The sequence below is a fragment of the Mycoplana rhizolycopersici genome, assembly GCF_013378445.1.
GTDB lineage: Bacteria > Pseudomonadota > Alphaproteobacteria > Rhizobiales > Rhizobiaceae > Mycoplana > Mycoplana rhizolycopersici.
In genome coordinates this window covers 166,396-182,890 of the sequence record NZ_JABXYK010000010.1, presented here as the reverse complement: position 1 = coordinate 182,890, position 16,495 = coordinate 166,396, and the positions used below count along the sequence as shown (strand labels likewise).

15 protein-coding genes are annotated in these 16,495 nt (G+C 63.9%); 14 read left to right on the top strand and 1 reads right to left on the bottom strand.

Going from position 1 to position 16,495, the window contains the following annotated elements; genetic code table 11:
* Positions 1-127 precede the first annotated feature (127 nt).
* The 8 genes from HV823_RS17295 to HV823_RS17260 all read left to right on the top strand — a co-directional run bounded on the left by HV823_RS17295 (position 128) and on the right by HV823_RS17260 (position 9,288).
* Positions 128-2,287 (top strand): TonB-dependent siderophore receptor, encoded by a 2,160-nt coding sequence (locus HV823_RS17295; RefSeq protein WP_176950974.1) that lies wholly within the window; start codon positions 128-130, stop codon positions 2,285-2,287.
* Positions 2,288-2,302: 15 nt separating this feature from the next.
* A complete protein-coding gene (locus HV823_RS17290; RefSeq protein ID WP_176950973.1) occupies positions 2,303-3,202 on the top strand; it encodes an iron-siderophore ABC transporter substrate-binding protein in 900 nt (299 codons plus the stop codon).
* Positions 3,199-5,166 (top strand): Fe(3+)-hydroxamate ABC transporter permease FhuB, encoded by a 1,968-nt coding sequence (fhuB, locus tag HV823_RS17285; protein WP_176950972.1) that lies wholly within the window; start codon positions 3,199-3,201, stop codon positions 5,164-5,166. Before HV823_RS17290 ends, fhuB begins: the two co-directional genes overlap by 4 nt.
* A complete protein-coding gene (locus HV823_RS17280; RefSeq protein WP_176950971.1) occupies positions 5,163-5,840 on the top strand; it encodes a hypothetical protein in 678 nt (225 codons plus the stop codon). The genes fhuB and HV823_RS17280 overlap by 4 nt, the downstream gene beginning before the upstream one ends.
* Positions 5,837-6,043: an AcvB/VirJ family lysyl-phosphatidylglycerol hydrolase gene (locus HV823_RS27070; RefSeq protein WP_343051885.1), complete on the top strand. Its 207-nt coding sequence runs from the start codon at positions 5,837-5,839 to the stop codon at positions 6,041-6,043. The genes HV823_RS17280 and HV823_RS27070 overlap by 4 nt, the downstream gene beginning before the upstream one ends.
* Before the next feature lie 290 nt (positions 6,044-6,333).
* Entirely contained in the window at positions 6,334-7,323 is a 990-nt protein-coding gene (locus tag HV823_RS17270; RefSeq protein WP_176950969.1) for an endonuclease/exonuclease/phosphatase family protein, read from the top strand.
* Between the two features lie 171 nt (positions 7,324-7,494).
* Positions 7,495-8,199, top strand: coding sequence for a GntR family transcriptional regulator (locus HV823_RS17265; protein ID WP_176950968.1), 705 nt, complete (start codon positions 7,495-7,497; stop codon positions 8,197-8,199).
* A gap of 126 nt (positions 8,200-8,325) precedes the next feature.
* Entirely contained in the window at positions 8,326-9,288 is a 963-nt protein-coding gene (locus tag HV823_RS17260; RefSeq protein WP_176950967.1) for a dihydrodipicolinate synthase family protein, read from the top strand.
* Positions 9,289-9,393: 105 nt separating this feature from the next.
* Here the strand turns inward: HV823_RS17260 and HV823_RS17255 are convergent, their stop codons facing one another.
* On the bottom strand, positions 9,394-10,431 hold the full coding sequence (locus HV823_RS17255) for an Ldh family oxidoreductase (RefSeq protein WP_176950966.1): 1,038 nt from the start codon (positions 10,429-10,431) through the stop codon (positions 9,394-9,396).
* Between the two features lie 151 nt (positions 10,432-10,582).
* On the opposite strand from HV823_RS17255, the gene HV823_RS17250 reads away from it, so the two are divergent.
* The 6 genes from HV823_RS17250 (at position 10,583) to HV823_RS17225 (ending at position 16,468) form a co-directional block, all read left to right on the top strand.
* A complete protein-coding gene (locus HV823_RS17250) occupies positions 10,583-12,100 on the top strand; it encodes an aldehyde dehydrogenase (NADP(+)) (protein ID WP_176950965.1) in 1,518 nt (505 codons plus the stop codon).
* A 184-nt stretch (positions 12,101-12,284) separates the two neighbouring features.
* Positions 12,285-13,091, top strand: a complete 807-nt coding sequence (locus HV823_RS17245) for an ABC transporter substrate-binding protein (RefSeq protein ID WP_176950964.1) — start codon at positions 12,285-12,287, stop codon at positions 13,089-13,091.
* Between the two features lie 71 nt (positions 13,092-13,162).
* A complete protein-coding gene (locus HV823_RS17240; protein ID WP_176950963.1) occupies positions 13,163-13,828 on the top strand; it encodes an amino acid ABC transporter permease in 666 nt (221 codons plus the stop codon).
* Positions 13,829-13,841: 13 nt separating this feature from the next.
* A complete protein-coding gene (locus tag HV823_RS17235; protein WP_176950962.1) occupies positions 13,842-14,495 on the top strand; it encodes an amino acid ABC transporter permease in 654 nt (217 codons plus the stop codon).
* Complete coding sequence (locus HV823_RS17230; RefSeq protein WP_176950961.1) at positions 14,488-15,210, top strand: amino acid ABC transporter ATP-binding protein; 723 nt, start codon at positions 14,488-14,490, stop codon at positions 15,208-15,210. Before HV823_RS17235 ends, HV823_RS17230 begins: the two co-directional genes overlap by 8 nt.
* Positions 15,211-15,217: 7 nt before the next feature.
* Entirely contained in the window at positions 15,218-16,468 is a 1,251-nt protein-coding gene (locus tag HV823_RS17225; protein ID WP_176950960.1) for an NAD(P)/FAD-dependent oxidoreductase, read from the top strand.
* The last annotated feature ends 27 nt before the right edge of the window (positions 16,469-16,495 follow it).

Below are 16,495 nucleotides of genomic sequence, written 5' to 3'. Positions count from 1 at the left end.
CTTTCATAAGTTCTGCTTCTGAAACTAACGATGCCTGCTATTGGATCGCGCACATAAACCCGTCTAATAACACGACTGCTTTTGTCAAGATTATTTGCCCGGCGGTTTTACGGCGGGCATAGGCTGAATGAAAGGACCAGTCGTGGCTCTGAAGAAGATATCTTTCTTCGCCTTCACCTCGCTCGTCAGCAGCACTGCGCTTCTGCCTCTCCACAGGTCGCTCGCGCAGGAAGCTTCGACGGCGTTGGCGCCGATCGTCGTGGAATCCGGTAACCTTGAAGATCCCACCGGGCCGGTCGACGGCTATGTGGCAACGACGAGCCTGACTGCGACGAAGACAGGCACGCCGCTTCTCGAAACGCCTCAATCGGTCTCCGTCATCACTGCCGACCAGATCTCGGCACAGGGTGCCACGACCCTCGGGCAGGCGCTTGGCTATACCGCCGGCGTGTCCAGCGAGCCCTATGGAGCCGACTCGCGCTTCGATTCGCCGCGCATTCGCGGCTTCGACGGTCGCCAGTCGCAATACCTGAACGGCCTTCGCCTGATGCGCACCGCCGGTGCGGCCCCTGTCGAACTTTACGGACTCGAGCGCGTGGAGGTCCTGCGCGGCCCCGCTTCGGTCATGTATGGCCAGGCAACGCCGGGCGGAATCATCAATCTCGTCAGCAAGCGGCCGATCTTCGAGCGGTTCGGCGAGGTGGGCGTGCAGGCGGGCAGCTACGATACCTACGGCACCTTCTTCGACATCGGCGACAAGACGGAAAGCGCCGACTTCGCCTACCGGCTTACCGGCGTCGCACGCGTCGGCCATCAGCAGGTCGAACAGCTGCAGAACGACAGGTACTACATCGCCCCTGCCTTCACATGGAAGCCTGACGACGCCACGACGCTCACCGTCCTGACCAGCTTCCAGCACGACAATCCCAGTTCGCCTTCCGGGCTGCCCGTTGCGCTAACGCTCGATTCGGGAAATCCGCTTGGCCGGGAATTCTACGTCGGCGACCAGGGCTTCGACCGGTCAAGCCGCAACCAGACGAACATCGGCTATGAATTCGAGCATCAGTTCGATGCGCAGTGGACCTTCCGCCAGAGCTTCCGCTACAGCAACCTGGACTGGAAATATCAGGCGCTCGGCATGTCGTCGCTGAGCGGCGGCTTGATGCCTGACGGCTTCAGCATCCGCCGCAACGCCACCTTCCAGGACGAACGCCTCAACACCGTCAACGTCGACAACAACCTCCTCGGCGAATTTGCCACCGGAGCCGTCGACCACAAGCTCCTCGTCGGCCTCGACTATCGCTATTTCGACAACAATGTCGGCACGCAATTCTTCCAGGCGACGCCGCTTAATTCGCGCGATCCGCACTATGGCGGCCCGATCGAACTTGCAGCGATCCCTACGGTCAATACGTATGTCGATTCGACGATACGGCAGCTCGGCGTCTATGCGCAGGACGAGATCGCCTATGAGAACTGGAGGGCGACCTTCGGCCTGCGGCATGACTGGGCGCAGACCGACGGCACATCGACGAACCGCAATCTCGACGTCGCCCGCCCGCTCGATCAGGACGACCACAAGCTGACAGGCAGGGCAGGGCTCGGCTATGTCTTCGACAACGGCATCGCGCCCTATATCAGCTACTCGACTTCGTTCGAGCCCGTTGCAGTTCCGGCCACCGGCGGGCCGCTGGAGCCTACCACCGGCAAGCAGGTCGAAGTCGGTGTGAAATATCGCCCGGATGGATGGAACGGCTTCCTCACCGCTGCTGCCTACGATCTGCGCCAGGAAAACGTACCGACGCAGGTGCCGGATGGCACGGGCGGCGTCGTGACGGCCCAGATCGGCGAAGTTCGCGTCAAGGGTATCGAACTGGAAGCCGTGGCAAGCCTCGCCGACGGTCTCGACCTGCGGGCGGCCTACACGTACACGCACACCGAAATCGTCGGCGGATCCGACAACGGCAACCAGCTGGACAACGTACCTCTCAATGCGGCAAGCCTCTGGCTGGACTACCGGTTCCGCGAGGACACCACTCTGGAAGGATTTGGCATCGGTGGCGGCGTGCGTTATATCGGCTCGCGCTACGGCAACACTGCCAACACCTACGAATTGGGCGACGTCGCCTTGCTCGACGCCGCGATCCACTACCAGAAAGACAATGTCAAAGCTTCGCTCAATTTCGCCAACCTGGCCGACAAGGAATACCTCTCCAGTTGCGGCACGTTCGGGTGCACCTATGGCGACGGGCGCACGGTAATGGGCAGGCTCAGCTTCTCATGGTGATCGTAACCCCCTGATATGGCAATCGACCGACCCCACGGATGCGCCGTCAGCCGCCGGCAGCTCTTCGGGCTGCTGGCGGCGCTTGCAGTTCCAGGTCGGGCGGGGGCTGCCAGCGTGACGCGCGTGGCCGCCATCGATTGGGCGATGCTGGAAACGGCGATAGCGCTCGGCGTTACCCCGATCGCTGCGACGGAACTGATCGCTTTTCGCGACAAGGCGGTCGAACCCGCCATACCGCCATCTGTGGCCGATCTCGGCCTGCGTGGTTCACCGAACTACGAATATCTCCATGCGCTGAAACCGGACCTGATCCTCAGTTCGCCCTTCTATGCCAGGCAGGAGGCTGCGCTTGAGGCCATTGCGCCGGTGTACTCGCTGCCGTTCTACGTTCGCGGCGAGCCACCCTACGAAAAGGCTCTCAACGCCGTTTCGGAGCTGGGACGAAAGCTGGAACTTGGAGAACAGGCGGAGCAATTGCTGGCGTGGCAGGCGGCCCGGATCGGCCTGATGCGCGAAAAGCTCGCGACGGCCGCGAAGACGCCGGTCTACATCGTCAACATCGGCGACGCCCGGCATTTCCGCGCATTCGGCGCAGACAGCATGTTCGGCGACATTGCTGCCAGGCTGGGCCTCGTCAATGCCTGGACGGATCGCTCCCGTTTCACCTTTGCAGCTCCCGTCCCGCTGGAAGCACTGGCAGCCCGTCCGGAAGCTGCGATCATCATCGTCTCGGACATCCCGGTAGAGGCGCGGACGAGCCTGCGCGACAGCATGATCTGGCAGTCGCTGGAACCCGTCCGGAAGAGCCGCGTGTTCCAGATCGGCAATGTAAACCCCTATGGCGGGATCTGTGCCGCCATGCGCTTTGCCAGCCTTGTCACCCCCGCCCTCGTCCAGCCGAGGGAACAAAGATGACGGCCATGGCCCGCTACGCGATTGTCGCTGTCGCACTGTTTCTTGCACTGGGATTACAGTTGCACAACGCGACCGCGTTACTCCCCTTCGCCGCCTGGCCGGCCTGGCCGTTCGATCCGGCAGCGATGGACACGAACCAGATCATTCTGGCCTATGCCGTTCTGCCACGCGGTGCGGTTGCCATTCTGGCCGGCGCCGCACTTGGCCTCACCGGATTTCTCTTCCAGCAGGTCCTGCGCAATCCGATTGCCGATGCCTCGACGCTAGGTCTTTCCTCGGGTGCCCAACTTTTTATCGTCGCGGCGACGCTGTTCCTGCCATCGGCAATCGATGGCAGCAGGGAGATGGTCGCCCTGGCAGGGGCGGCCACTGCGACGGCGATCGTCTTCTTTCTCGGCTGGAGACGGAATTTCGAGCCGGTCACCATGGTCGTATCGGGGCTGCTCGTCGGAGTTACCGCGAGCGCAGTTGCCGCGGCACTGACCCTTTCACAGGGCGAATACCTGATGTCGCTCGTCACCTGGAACGGCGGCTCGTTGAGCCAGCAGGACTGGTCGACGGCAGAACGGCTGGCGGTCGAACTTGGGATCGCACTTGTGGCGTCTTTCTTTCTCATGCGGCCGCTTCGGCTGCTGGCGCTGGGCGACACCGCCGCCCGCTCGCTGGGGGTCGGCGTTACCGCGATCCGGCTTGCGGTTGCTGCGATCGGCATCTTCCTTGCGGCCGGCGTGTCGGCAAAACTGGGCCTGATCGGCTTCGTCGGCCTTGCGGCGCCCCACCTTGCCAAAGCAGTCGGCATCCGAAACGAATCGCCCCTGATGGTCGCATCGACAGCTGCGGGCGCGCTTCTTCTTTGGCTTTGCGACGGCCTCGTGCAATTTGCCGCGCAGGCCGCGGCCGAGCAATTCCCGACAGGTGCGGTCACGGCCTTGCTCGGCGGACCACTGCTCCTCTGGCTGCTGCCGAAAATCAGACACGCGAAGAGGCCGGCTCACGCACAGTTGCACCTCGTCCGCAAGTCTTCGCCCGCCGCGGCGGCAACGCTCGTCCTGATCGTCGGTATCGCACTTGCAGCCTCCCTGCTCGTCGGGCGGAGCGAGGGGGTCTGGCACTGGCTCTCTCTCACGGAGTTCGAGCAGTTCCTGCCGATGCGCTGGCCGCGCCTGCTGGCCGCGTGCGCCGCCGGCGGCCTGCTGGCCCTTGCCGGAGCGATGCTGCAGCGGCTGACCTCGAACGAAATGGCAAGCCCCGAGGTCCTGGGCGTCAGCGGTGGTGCGGGGATCGGCTTTGCCATGGCTCTGACCTTTGCCGCCAGCCCGACGCAGTGGCAGATGCTGGCGGGAGCCGGCGCCGGCGCGGTCACCGCGACGCTGCTCGTTCTTGCCTATGCGCAACGGCGTCATCTCGAACCCGACAGGCTGCTTCTTGCCGGTGTCGCGACCAGTTCGCTCGGCACGGCGATCCTCGGAGCACTTTTGGCCATTGGCGACCAGCGGGCATGGCAGATCCTGAACTGGCTCGGCGGCACGGCGTCGACGGCCACCGAAAGTTCCGCCGTGCTGCTGGCCGCACTCGCCGTCGCCACCCTCGCAGTCGCCCTCACCTTCGTTCGCTGGCTGACCCTGCTGCCGCTCGGAAACGCCGCCAACGTCGCCCTCGGCATGCCACAGCGGAGCGCGCGTGTGCTGATCGTCGCCTCAGCCGCAGTTGCCACCGCTGCGGCGTCGCTGCTGGTCGGTCCGCTCAGCTTCGTCGGGTTGATGGGACCGCATCTGGCGCGCCAGTCCGGTTTCGTGCGAACACGCGAACATCTGCTGGCATCGTTTGCGATCGGCGCAGCGCTGATGGTTCTCGCCGATTTCGGCGCGCGCAATCTCGCTTTTCCTTACGAACTTCCCCTGGGTCTGTTTGCCGCCCTCGTCGGCGCCCCCTATCTGATGTGGCAGATCGGATGGCGGCGATGATCTCCCTCGACCTGCCGACGCTGCCGGCCCCGTTTACCGATTGCGCTGCGCTGTTTGGACCGATCGACGACGGACCGACCGTCCCGGCTGTGAGCTTGCTTGAAACGCCCGACATCGTCCGGGCCGGGGTCCACGCAATTGCCGGCAAATGGGGGCCGGGGGACCTCCGCGCGGCTGCCTCGCTTTGGTCCTATGGCTATTTCAGCCGGCTGCTGCGCCCGCTGCTTGCCTATGGCGTCCTGGCGGATCGCTGGTTTTCGACCGGATACGACGATGTCGCAGCAGCGCTTTCACCGATGTCCACCGTCGCCCGCTTCGGCGTCCGCGACAGTTGCGAACCGGAACAGGCGATCGATAGCGTGATTGCACATGTGGAATTCGTTATCGCACGCTGCAGCGCGCACACCGAAACAACAGATCGGCTGCACCGAAGCAATGCGGAATTCGTCTTCTGGCGCACACTTCACCTGCTGTCGATGAGCGAGGAGGCGGCACATCACGACCGCCTGACCCGGATCAATTGCCATACGGCCGAGTTTTTCCCGGCTTTCGGCAAGCTGGTCAGCAGGTCCGCCGGCACAGGACCGACGAGACGCGTCTGCTGCCTGCGCGACCGTCTTTCCTCGCTGAACCGCTGCGCCAACGCCTGCCCGCTGCAGCGCAGGCAGGCGTGATCGAAACGTTCGAGCAACGAGAACTTCGGTTTCGAGCCGTTCGCCGATCAGTCAAAACCGGCGAGGATCCTTGCCCCATGCTCGCAGCCAAGGGCGTAGAATCGATCGGCATCGATGGCGGGCATCATTTCGACGGCGACTACGAGGCAATTGGCGCTCGTATCATCCTGTCGCTAAAGGCGCGGCTTGCAAAGCCGCAATAATGACCGTCAGCGATATCGACCGCGCGGGCTGACATTGGACTGTCCGCCTTCCAGGGCCATGCCGCCAGAAAAGGGCAGGGAAGCGCCTTCTAAGCCGCGCTTTCTGCCCACCGGGGCCGCTACCGCGAAAAGTGCCAACGTACAGGGCGCTACTTTCACTCCGCGAATGCGACCCGCACGGTAAACGTGATTGCACATCGCCGACTACCGCGATAGGTGAACAGCGACCTCGGCCATGTCGATCACGCGCCCGGGCATCCCTTTGCAGCACCTCCCGGAGACAGACATAGATGGCCGCCTTTCGACGCCGCCTCGACATATCTGCGATTGTCAGGAGGCTGACAGGCCTTGCCGTCGTGGCCTTTGCCGCCATCGCCTGTCTCGTCGGCTTGCTGGCACGCCAGTTCTGGCTGGTGGACCTTCTGACCTTTGCCTGGAGCTACTTCCTCGCCATGGGCGTGGCTGTCCTGATTGTCGCGCTGCGGACGCGACGGCCCGTCCTGGTCGCGATCGCGGTCGCGGGGATGGTCGTTGCCGCATGGCCGATCTATGCGCTACCGACTATAGAAACGGCGAGCGGCCCGGCAAATCTGAAGATCGTCACCGCCAATCTCTTCGTGGAGAACGCGCGGTCGCCCGCCGACTTCGTCGCCTTTCTACGCAGCGAAAACCCGGACGTCGTCGTCCTGCAGGAAACGACGGGCGCCTGGCAGGACGCGATCGCGGCATCCGGCCTCTTTCCGTACGAAAGCAGTCGCATCCTGCCTGCCCGGGACCACATGAAGGTTTTCTCGAGACGTCCCATCCTGACCGAAACGCCCCTGACGCAAACTTCGGGCGAGGGCCGCCGCCTCAAGCAGCCGCTTCGCCTGACGATCGACACAGGTGCGCAACCGCTGGTGCTCTACGCCATCCACCCCGACACGCCGCGATCATTGCGGCAGTGGCACGACCGCAACGACTACCTCGCCCTGACCGCCAACTCGATCCGCAACGATCCGAAGACGTCCGACATCATCGTCGCCGGCGACTGGAACACGCCGCTCTGGTCTCCCTACTATCGCGATTTCCTTGGTGACAGCGGCCTCATGTCGACTGCGCACACGCTGCCGCCGGCAATCACGCGCTTCAGTCTCAGGTTGAGACGCTATCTCTTCATCGGCGCTCCCATCGATCATGTCGCCGTCTCACCCGGCGTCTCCCTGCGGTCCTGGCGAACCGCCCCCGAATTCGGTTCGAACCATCTGCCCGTGGTGGTCGAGCTGGAGATCCGGCGGTAGCAGCCTCCTCGGCCTTTCCAGGCAGAACGCCGGATTGGCGGATCCGGGCTGAATCGCACCCCAGTGGCCAGGCTCTACGGAAAAATGCCTATTGCGCTTGATATTGTGTTTTGAAACGGTTGATCCGACTGTTTCATAAAAGTATTTCTTTTGTCGACAAGAGGATTGCCGATGACTGATACCGATACTGCCACCGCTCCCGAACGCAAACGCGGCTCCGGCGTGAAGATGGTTTACGACCTTCTGCGCGACGAAATTCTGGATCTCGTCCTGCCTCCGGGCAGCCCGATTGACGAGGTTCAACTGGCGGAAAGGTTCGGAATGTCGCGCACTCCTATCCGCGAAGCGCTGGTCCGGCTTTCAGGCGAGGGGCTGATCGAGACCCTGCCGAACCGTTCGACCATGGTGGCCAACATCGACTTCCTGAACCTCAACACGCTCTTCGATGCGCTGGTGCTGATGTATCGCGTCACCACGCGTCTGGCCGCGCAGTACCATCGTCCCGAGGATCTGTTGATTATTCGCGGCTTCCACGAGGACTATGCGGCAGCAGTCCAGTCGCGCGACACGCTCGCGATGATCGCCACGAACGCCGCCTTCCATGCCGCAATCGCCGATGCAGGCCGCAATCCCTATTTTACCGGCCTCTTCCGCCGTCTCCTCGACGAGGCCCGGCGCATTCTGCGTCTCTACTACCAGTCCTACGAAGAACAGTTCCCGCAGCGTTTCGTGGAAGAGCATGCCGAAATCATCGCCGCAATCGAGGCCCGGGACGTCGAGGCAGCGGACCGGATCGGCAAGGCGCATGCGGAGCAGATCGTGCTGCAGGTCCAGAAGCTTTTCAGCCGGAACGACAGGCTCGATATCAGCCTGTAACAGTCTTGTATTTTTCTTGTCGACAAATAAAATACAGAATGGTAAAACCGTTATCGAGATAGTGGGGAGGCTTCGCGCACCGTGCCGGCCGCCTGCCCGACTTAGAACGGCCGAAAGGAGACAGACGTGAAGGCCAAGATTTTTTCCGGTGTCATTCCCGCCCTCATGACCCCCTGCAAGGACGACCGCACGCCGGACTTCGACGCGCTGGTACGCAAGGGCAAGGAACTGATCGAGAAGGGCATGTCCGCCGTCGTCTACTGTGGCTCGATGGGTGACTGGCCGCTTCTGACCGACGCGCAGCGCATGGAAGGCGTGGAACGCCTGGTGAAGGCCGGCGTTCCGGTCATTGTCGGCACTGGCGCCGTCAACACCGCCTCCGCCGTCGCCCATGCCGCCCACGCCCAGAAGGTCGGCGCGCAGGGCCTGATGGTCATTCCGCGCGTTCTCTCCCGCGGCTCGGTCGTCGCCGCCCAGAAAAACCACTTCAAGGCGATCCTCTCGGCCGCTCCGGACCTGCCGGCTGTCATCTACAACAGCCCCTATTATGGTTTCGCCACCCGTGCCGATCTCTTCTTCGCGCTGCGCGCGGAACATCCGAACCTTGTCGGCTTCAAGGAATTCGGCGGCGCGGCCGACATGCGCTATGCCGCTGAAAACATCACCAGCCGCGACGACGGCGTCTCGCTGATGATCGGCGTCGACACGTGCGTTTTCCAGGGCTTCGTCAACTGCGGCGCCACGGGTGCCATCACCGGCATTGGCTGCGTGCTTCCGAGGGAAGTACTGCACATGTGCAACCTCGCTCAGGCCGCAGCCACCGGCGATGCGGACGCCCGCCAGCGCGCACTGGAGCTGGAATCGGCGCTCGCCGTCCTCTCCTCCTTCGACGAAGGACCGGACCTGGTGCTCTACTTCAAGCACATGATGGTCCTGAAGGGCGACAAGGAATACACGCTGCACTTCAACGAGACTGACGAGTTGTCCGAAAGCCAGCGCGGCTATGTCGAGTCCCAGCTCAGGCTGTTCGACACCTGGTACGCCGAGTGGAGCAAACTGCCGGGCGCCGTACAGACGTACAAGGCCTGAGCGCCGTCAAGGCTTTGATCACCCGACGAGGCCCTCCTTCGCGAGGGCCTTTTCTTTTGTTTGGCGCGCGTCAAAGGGGAGGGGCGTTGCCGCCCCTCCTTTTGTTCAGGCGACCGCGTCAAGCCCGAGCGCCTCCAGGCGTTCGAGCTGCGCAACTTCCGCTGCCGCCAGTTCGATGCCGTTGCTCTCGGATTTCGCGCGTGCGAGGTAGCGGCGCTGGGAGGGTAGCCGCGCACCCTGGCCGACAATGGCCTCGAACAGCACTTCGGCGCGCCCGAACGGGTCACCCGGCCGGCCGGCGGCAAAGGCTTCCGGCGAGAAGGCCAGGATCAGTTCGCCATGGAACGGTGCAAGCGTCGTGGTGCCGAGATAGTCGAGCACTTCGGGGCTTGTGAGGTCGCCGATCATGATGCCTGCAAGAAGTTCGATCATGGTGCCGATCGCAGACCCCTTGTGGCCCCCGAAAGGCAGCATGGCACCGGCAAGCGCTGCCTCCGGCTCGGTCGTCGGATTGCCCTCGGCGTCGATCGCCCAGCCCTCCGGCAGCTGCTTGCCGGCGCGACGATGCAGCTCGATCTCGCCGCGCGCGGCAACCGAGGTCGCAAAATCGAACACGTAGGGCGACTTGCCCGGCCGTGGCCAGCCGAACGCAAAGGGATTGGTGCCGAGCAGCGGCTTGTTGCCGCCCGTGGGTGCCACCGTCGCGTAGCTCGGGCACATCACGAGCCCGGCCAGGCCCTGGTCCGTCAACGCCTCCACCTCGGGCCAGAGTGCGGAGAAATGCGTGCAGTCGTTGATCACAAGCGCCGCCAGGCCGCAGTTGCGCGCCCGCTCCGCAAGGACGGGAACGCCGAGTTCGAAGGCGGGGTTCGCAAAGCCGCCGTTCGCATTGACCCGGACGATGGCCGACGCCGCCTGCTCGACAAGCTCGGGAATGGCATCCGCCTTCACCTTGCCCGCCTTCACGGTGCGCAATGCACCCTCGATCCGATAGACGCCGTGCGACTTGCAGGCATCGCGCTCGCCAGCAACGATCACCCTGGCGAGTGCCCCGGCTTGCACGGCATTCAGGCCGGCCTTGCGGAAGATCGCTTCGACGCGCTCCTGCAGCGCCGTGATCGTCATTTTGGTTGTCTCGCTCATCATTTGCCTCTACTGGCTGGAGCCTGACCGGGGAGGGCAGGATGGTTGATGTTCTGCATACATAGAGTATACAAACTTCTGACGCGTGCAATTCGGCTTTGATCCGATTCTCGCTGAAGTGCACCCGGGTACCCAAGAAAGGATCGGCATAATGGTCTTCACCCCCAAAGGAAAACACCTCGTCGCTGGCGAATGGCTCGACGGCGCGGGAACCTTCGATTCCGCGCCCGCGCACGGCCCCTCCCATCCGTTCGCCGTCGGCACCGTTGACCTCGTGAACCGCGCCTGCGAAGCGGCCGAGGAAGCCTTCTGGAGCTATGGCAATTCCACGCGCGCCGAGCGCGCCGCCTTCCTGCGCGCGATCGCCGACGAGATCGAGGCACGCGCGGCGGAAATCACCGAAATCGGCAGCCAGGAGACCGGCCTTCCGGAAGCGCGCCTTCAGGGCGAGCGTGGCCGCACGACCGGGCAATTGCGCCTGTTCGCCGACCACATCGAGAAGGGCGACTACCTCGACCGTCGCTTCGATGCGGCACTCCCCGATCGCCAGCCGGCACCGCGCCCGGAAATCCGTCTGGTCCAGCGCCCGATCGGTCCCGTGGCCGTCTTCGGCGCGTCGAACTTCCCGCTCGCGTTCTCGACCGCCGGCGGCGATACCGCCGCGGCCCTGGCCGCCGGCTGCCCCGTCGTTGTGAAGGGCCACTCCGCCCATCCCGGTACCGGCGAGATCGTTGCCCAGGCCATCGAGGCCGCCATCCGCAAGACGGGCGTACACCCGGGCGTCTTTTCGCTCATCCAGGGCGGCAAGCGTGACGTCGGTCACGCCGTCGTCCAGCACCCGCTGATCAAGGCGGTCGGCTTCACCGGCTCGCTCGCCGGCGGGCGCGCCCTCTTCGACCTTTGCGCCGCGCGCCCGGAGCCAATCCCCTTCTTCGGCGAACTCGGATCCGTCAATCCGATGTTCCTTCTGCCTGAGGCAATGAAGGCACGCGCCGAGACGCTGGGACAGGGCTGGGCCGGATCGCTGACCATGGGCGCAGGCCAGTTCTGCACCAATCCTGGCATCGCCGTCGTTCTCGATGGTGCCGATGCGGACCGCTTCACCGCGGCAACCGTCGAAGCGCTGGGCAAGGTCGCCCCGCAGACCATGCTGACCGACGGCATCGCTCAGGCCTACCGTGACGGGCAGGAGAGGTTCTCCACCCGCAACGCCGTGAAGCCGCTGCTGACGACGAAGTCGTCCGATCGGTCGGCCTCGCCGAACCTGTTCGAGACGACGGGCGACCAGTTCCTGGCCGACCATGCGCTCGGCGAAGAGGTGTTCGGGCCGCTGGGTCTCGTCGTTCGCGTTTCCTCGGTAGACGAGATGGAGACGCTCGCCCGCGGCTTCGAAGGCCAGTTGACGGCTACCATTCACATGGACGCGGCCGACCTCGAAGACGCACGTCGTCTGCGCCCGGTTCTGGAGCGCAAGGCGGGCCGCGTGCTTGTCAACGGCTTCCCGACGGGCGTCGAGGTGGTCGATTCCATGGTTCATGGCGGCCCGTATCCGGCATCGACCAATTTCGGCGCCACGAGCGTCGGAACGATGTCGATCCGGCGCTTCCTGCGCCCGGTTTCCTACCAGAACATGCCGGAAGGGCTTCTGCCCGAGGATTTCCTCGCCTGATTCCGGCCTCAGGCATAATATGCGAGGGCTTCCCGCAAGGGGAGCCCTCGTTCATTTTCAGGCAGTTGCACATTTTGTAGAATACTTTTTGTATACTACTTGTATTTTTGAATTGATTTGTGCTCGCCAAAGCGGAATAGTGTGATCGCATGAATTGACAGACCAACTCTGGGAGAGTGAAAAAATGAAAGCCTCGGTGATCGCCCTCGGCCTGCTGGCCGCAACCGCCCTGTCCAGCCAGGCCCACGCCGACAAGCTGGACGACATCATCGCATCGGGTACGCTGCGCTGCGCCGTCGTTCTCGACTTCCCGCCGATGGGATCGCGCGATGATAGCAACAACCCGATCGGCTTCGACGTCGACTACTGCAACGACCTTGCAAAGGCCCTCGGCGTCACCGCCGAAATCGTCGAAACCCCGTTCCCCGAGCGTATTCCGGCGCTGATGTCCGGTCGCGTCGATGTCGGCGTCGCCTCCACCTCCGACACGCTCGAGCGCGCCAAGACCGTGGGCATGTCGGTTCCCTACTTCGCCTTCGAGATGGCGGTGACCGCGAACGACAAGTCCGGCATCAAGTCCTTCGAGGACATGAAGGGCAAGATCGTCGGCGCCACCGCAGGCACCTTCGAGGCCATCGCGCTCGAAAATCAGGTCAAGGAATGGGGCACCGGCGAGTTCCGTCCCTACCAGACCCAGGCAGACGTCTTCCTCGCCCTGAGCCAGGGCCAGATCGACGCCACCGTCTCCACCTCGACCGTCGCCCAGGCGAACGTCAAGACCGGCAAGTTCGCCGGCATCTCGGTCGTCGGCAAGGCGCCTTTCGACGTCGACTACGTTTCCCTCTTCACGAACCGCGAAGAATACGGACTGATCAACTACCTCAACCTGTTCATCAACCAGCAGGTTCGCACCGGCCGCTATGCCGAACTCTACGAAAAGTGGGTTGGCGGCGAACTGCCGGACCTGACGGTGAACGGCGTCTACCGCTGATCTGACCGCTTCTCCGATGGCGCGAGGCTTCTGCTTCGCGCCATTGTTCGTTTCCGAGAGGTGAAACAGCAATGTTCAACTACACCTTCCATTGGAACCAGGCCCTGCGGTCCCTGCCGCAAATGCTGGACGGCGCGCTGGTCACGCTGCAGATCGCGATCCTGTCCATGGCCATCGGACTGGCGATCGCCATCGCGCTCACGCTGTTCCGTCTGTCCGGCAACCGCATCCTCGGCGGCTTCGCCACCACATGGGTCGAAATCGCGCGCAACACGCCGGCACTGTTCCAGATCTACATGGCCCATTTCGGGCTCGGCAACTTCGGCATCCACCTGAGCCCGTATACGGCGCTCCTGGTCGGCATCGCCTTCAACAATGCCGGCTATCTCGCCGAGAACTTCCGCGGCGCGCTCAAGGCGATCCCGGATACGCAGGCGCGCGCGGGGCGCTCGCTCGGCATGACGTCGCTGCAGGCTTTCCGGTATATCGTCATGCCGCAGATGCTGCGCATCGCCTTCCTGCCGGCAACCAACCAGATGGTCTGGGCGATCCTGATGACCTCGCTGGGCGTCACCGTCGGCATGAACACCGATCTGGCCGGCGTCACCCAGGAACTGAATGCACGCTCGTTCCGTACCTTCGAATTCTTCGCCCTGGCCGCGGTGATATACTACGTCATCGCCAAGGCCGTCACGCTCGCTGCGCGCGCCTTCGCCTGGCGCATGTTCCGCTACTAAGGAGAGGTGAGAGATGTTCAACACCGCCCTCACCTGGAATGACCTCGTCTTCCTCGCGCAAGGCGCAGGGATGACGCTGATGGTCACCGCCGTGTCCGTGGCCGCGGGCACCGTGCTCGGGATCGTCTTCGGGCTGATCCGCGTCCAGTGCGGACCGTACTGGTCGGCACCGCTGACGTTTGCGCTCGACGTGTTCCGCTCCGTGCCGCTGCTGATCCAGCTGGTGCTCGGCAATGCGCTGCAGTCGATCATGAAGCTCGGCTGGCCGCCGTTTACGACCTCCTGCGTGGTGCTTTCGCTCTATACTGCGGCCTACTGCACCGAGATCGTGCGCGGCGGCATCGGCGCCGTGCCTCCCACGACGCGGCGTGCGGCGCGCTCGCTGGGCATGACCTGGTGGCAGGACATGCGCTATATCGTGGCACCGCTCGCCACGCGCGTCTCGCTGCCTTCCTGGATCGGCCTGACGCTCGGCGTCATGAAGGATTCAGCGCTCGTGCTCTGGCTCGGCCTCATCGAGCTGCTGCGTGCCTCGCAGATCCTGGTTACCCGCCTGCAGGAGCCGCTGTTCATCCTGCTGATCTGCGGCGCCATCTACTTCATCATCAGCTTCCCCATCGCCCGGCTTGGCGGGTATCTCGAAAAACGGTGGTCCCCCAATGATTGAGATTGAAAACGTTCACAAATCCTTCGGCGAGTTGAAGGTTCTCAAGGGAATCAACCTCACCGTCGACAAGGGCGAGGTGCTTACCGTCATCGGCGGTTCAGGTTCGGGCAAGTCGACGCTGCTCACCTGCATCAACGGACTGGAGCCGATCGATTCCGGCCGCATCGTCGTCGACGGCACCGATGTCCATGCCCGGGGCACCGACCTCAACAAGCTTAGGCGCAAGATCGGCATCGTGTTCCAGCAGTGGAACGCCTTCCCGCACCTGACCGTGCTCGAAAACGTCATGCTCGCCCCGCGCAAGGTGCTCGGCCTTTCCAAGGCCGAGGCCGAGGAAATCGCGGTCAAGCAGCTGACGCATGTCGGCCTCGCCGAGAAGCTCTCGGTCTATCCGAACCGCATGTCCGGCGGCCAGCAGCAGCGTATGGCGATCGCCCGCGCGCTTGCCATGTCGCCGGAATACATGCTGTTCGACGAGGTCACCTCCGCGCTCGACCCGATGCTCGTCGGCGAGGTGCTCGACACGCTGCGGATGCTGGCATCGGAAGGCATGACGATGATCTGCGTCACCCACGAGATGAAGTTCGCCCGCGAGGTCTCCGACCGGGTCGCCTTCTTCCATCAGGGCATCATGGCCGAGATCGCAGCGCCCGAACAGCTCTTCGACGCGCCGCAGCATCCCGAAACGAAGAAGTTCCTGGCTGCAACGCACTGAGGGCATGATGAAAGAGCAGGCTCAGACCGATGTCATCGTCATCGGGGCCGGCGTCGTGGGGCTTTCCGCGGCGATCGCGGCGCAAGCACGCGGCCTGACGGTCGTCGTTGTCGACCGGGAGGGGCCGGCCGCGGGCGCATCGGCCGGCAATGCCGGTGCCTTTGCCTTCACCGACATCCTGCCGCTGGCATCGCCCGGCATCCTGAAGAAGGCGCCGAAGTGGTTGCTCGATCCGCTCGGTCCGCTGACGGTGCCGCCGGCCTATGCCCTGCAGATCGCGCCCTGGATGTTCCGCTTCTGGCGGGCCTGCTCGCCGCGGCGCGTCGCCCAGTCGACGACGGCACAGACCACGCTGATGGATCTGTCCAGGTCCGAGCTGGAGCCGTTCCTGGCGCAGACCGGAACGGTGAAGATGCTGCAGAAGAACGGCAACCTTCAGGTCTATGAAGGAGAAGGCGAGTTCAAGGCTTCCCTTCCGGGATGGAAGGCCCGCGCCGCCCACGGTATCGAGTTCCATCACCTCGACGCTTTGGGCATGGCGGAGATCCAGCCGGGCATCGCGCCGCGCTTCACGCACGGCACCTTCACCCCAGGTTGGTACTCCATCGCCGATCCCAAGCTTTATACCCTTGCGCTGGCGGATCATTTCCAGGCCAGCGGCGGCATGATCGAGCGGGCCGAAGTGGCGGCCTTGCAGCCTGTCGGCGGCGGCGTCGAAGTGACGACGGCGGATGGGCGGCTCCTGCGCGCCGCAAACGTCGTGCTTGCCGCCGGCGCGTTCTCGCACCGGATCGCCCGCACCATCGGCGATATCGTTCCGCTCGAAACCGAGCGCGGCTATAACACCACGCTTCCGGCGGAGGCCTTCGATCTTCGTACCCAGGTCACCTTCGGTGGCCACGGTTTCGTGGTCAGCCGCCTCTCGACCGGGATCCGGGTGGGCGGTGCAGTGGAGCTCGGCGGGTTGAAGTTGCCGCCGAACTTCCGCAGGTCCGAGGCGATGCTGACCAAGGCGCAGGCTTTCCTGCCCGGGCTGAAGCCGCAGGGCGGCGTCCAGTGGATGGGTTTTCGTCCGTCCTTGCCCGACAGCCTGCCGGCGATCGGACGCGCCCGTGCGACACAAAGGGTCATCTATGCCTTCGGCCACGGCCATCTCGGCCTCACGCAATCGGCGGGAACCGCCCGTCTGGTCGCAGACCTGCTGACGGGTCGCAATCCCGCCATCGAGGTATCGCCGTTCTCCCCGCAACGCTTCTGAGGGAGGCGATGCGACTGGGGCCAACCC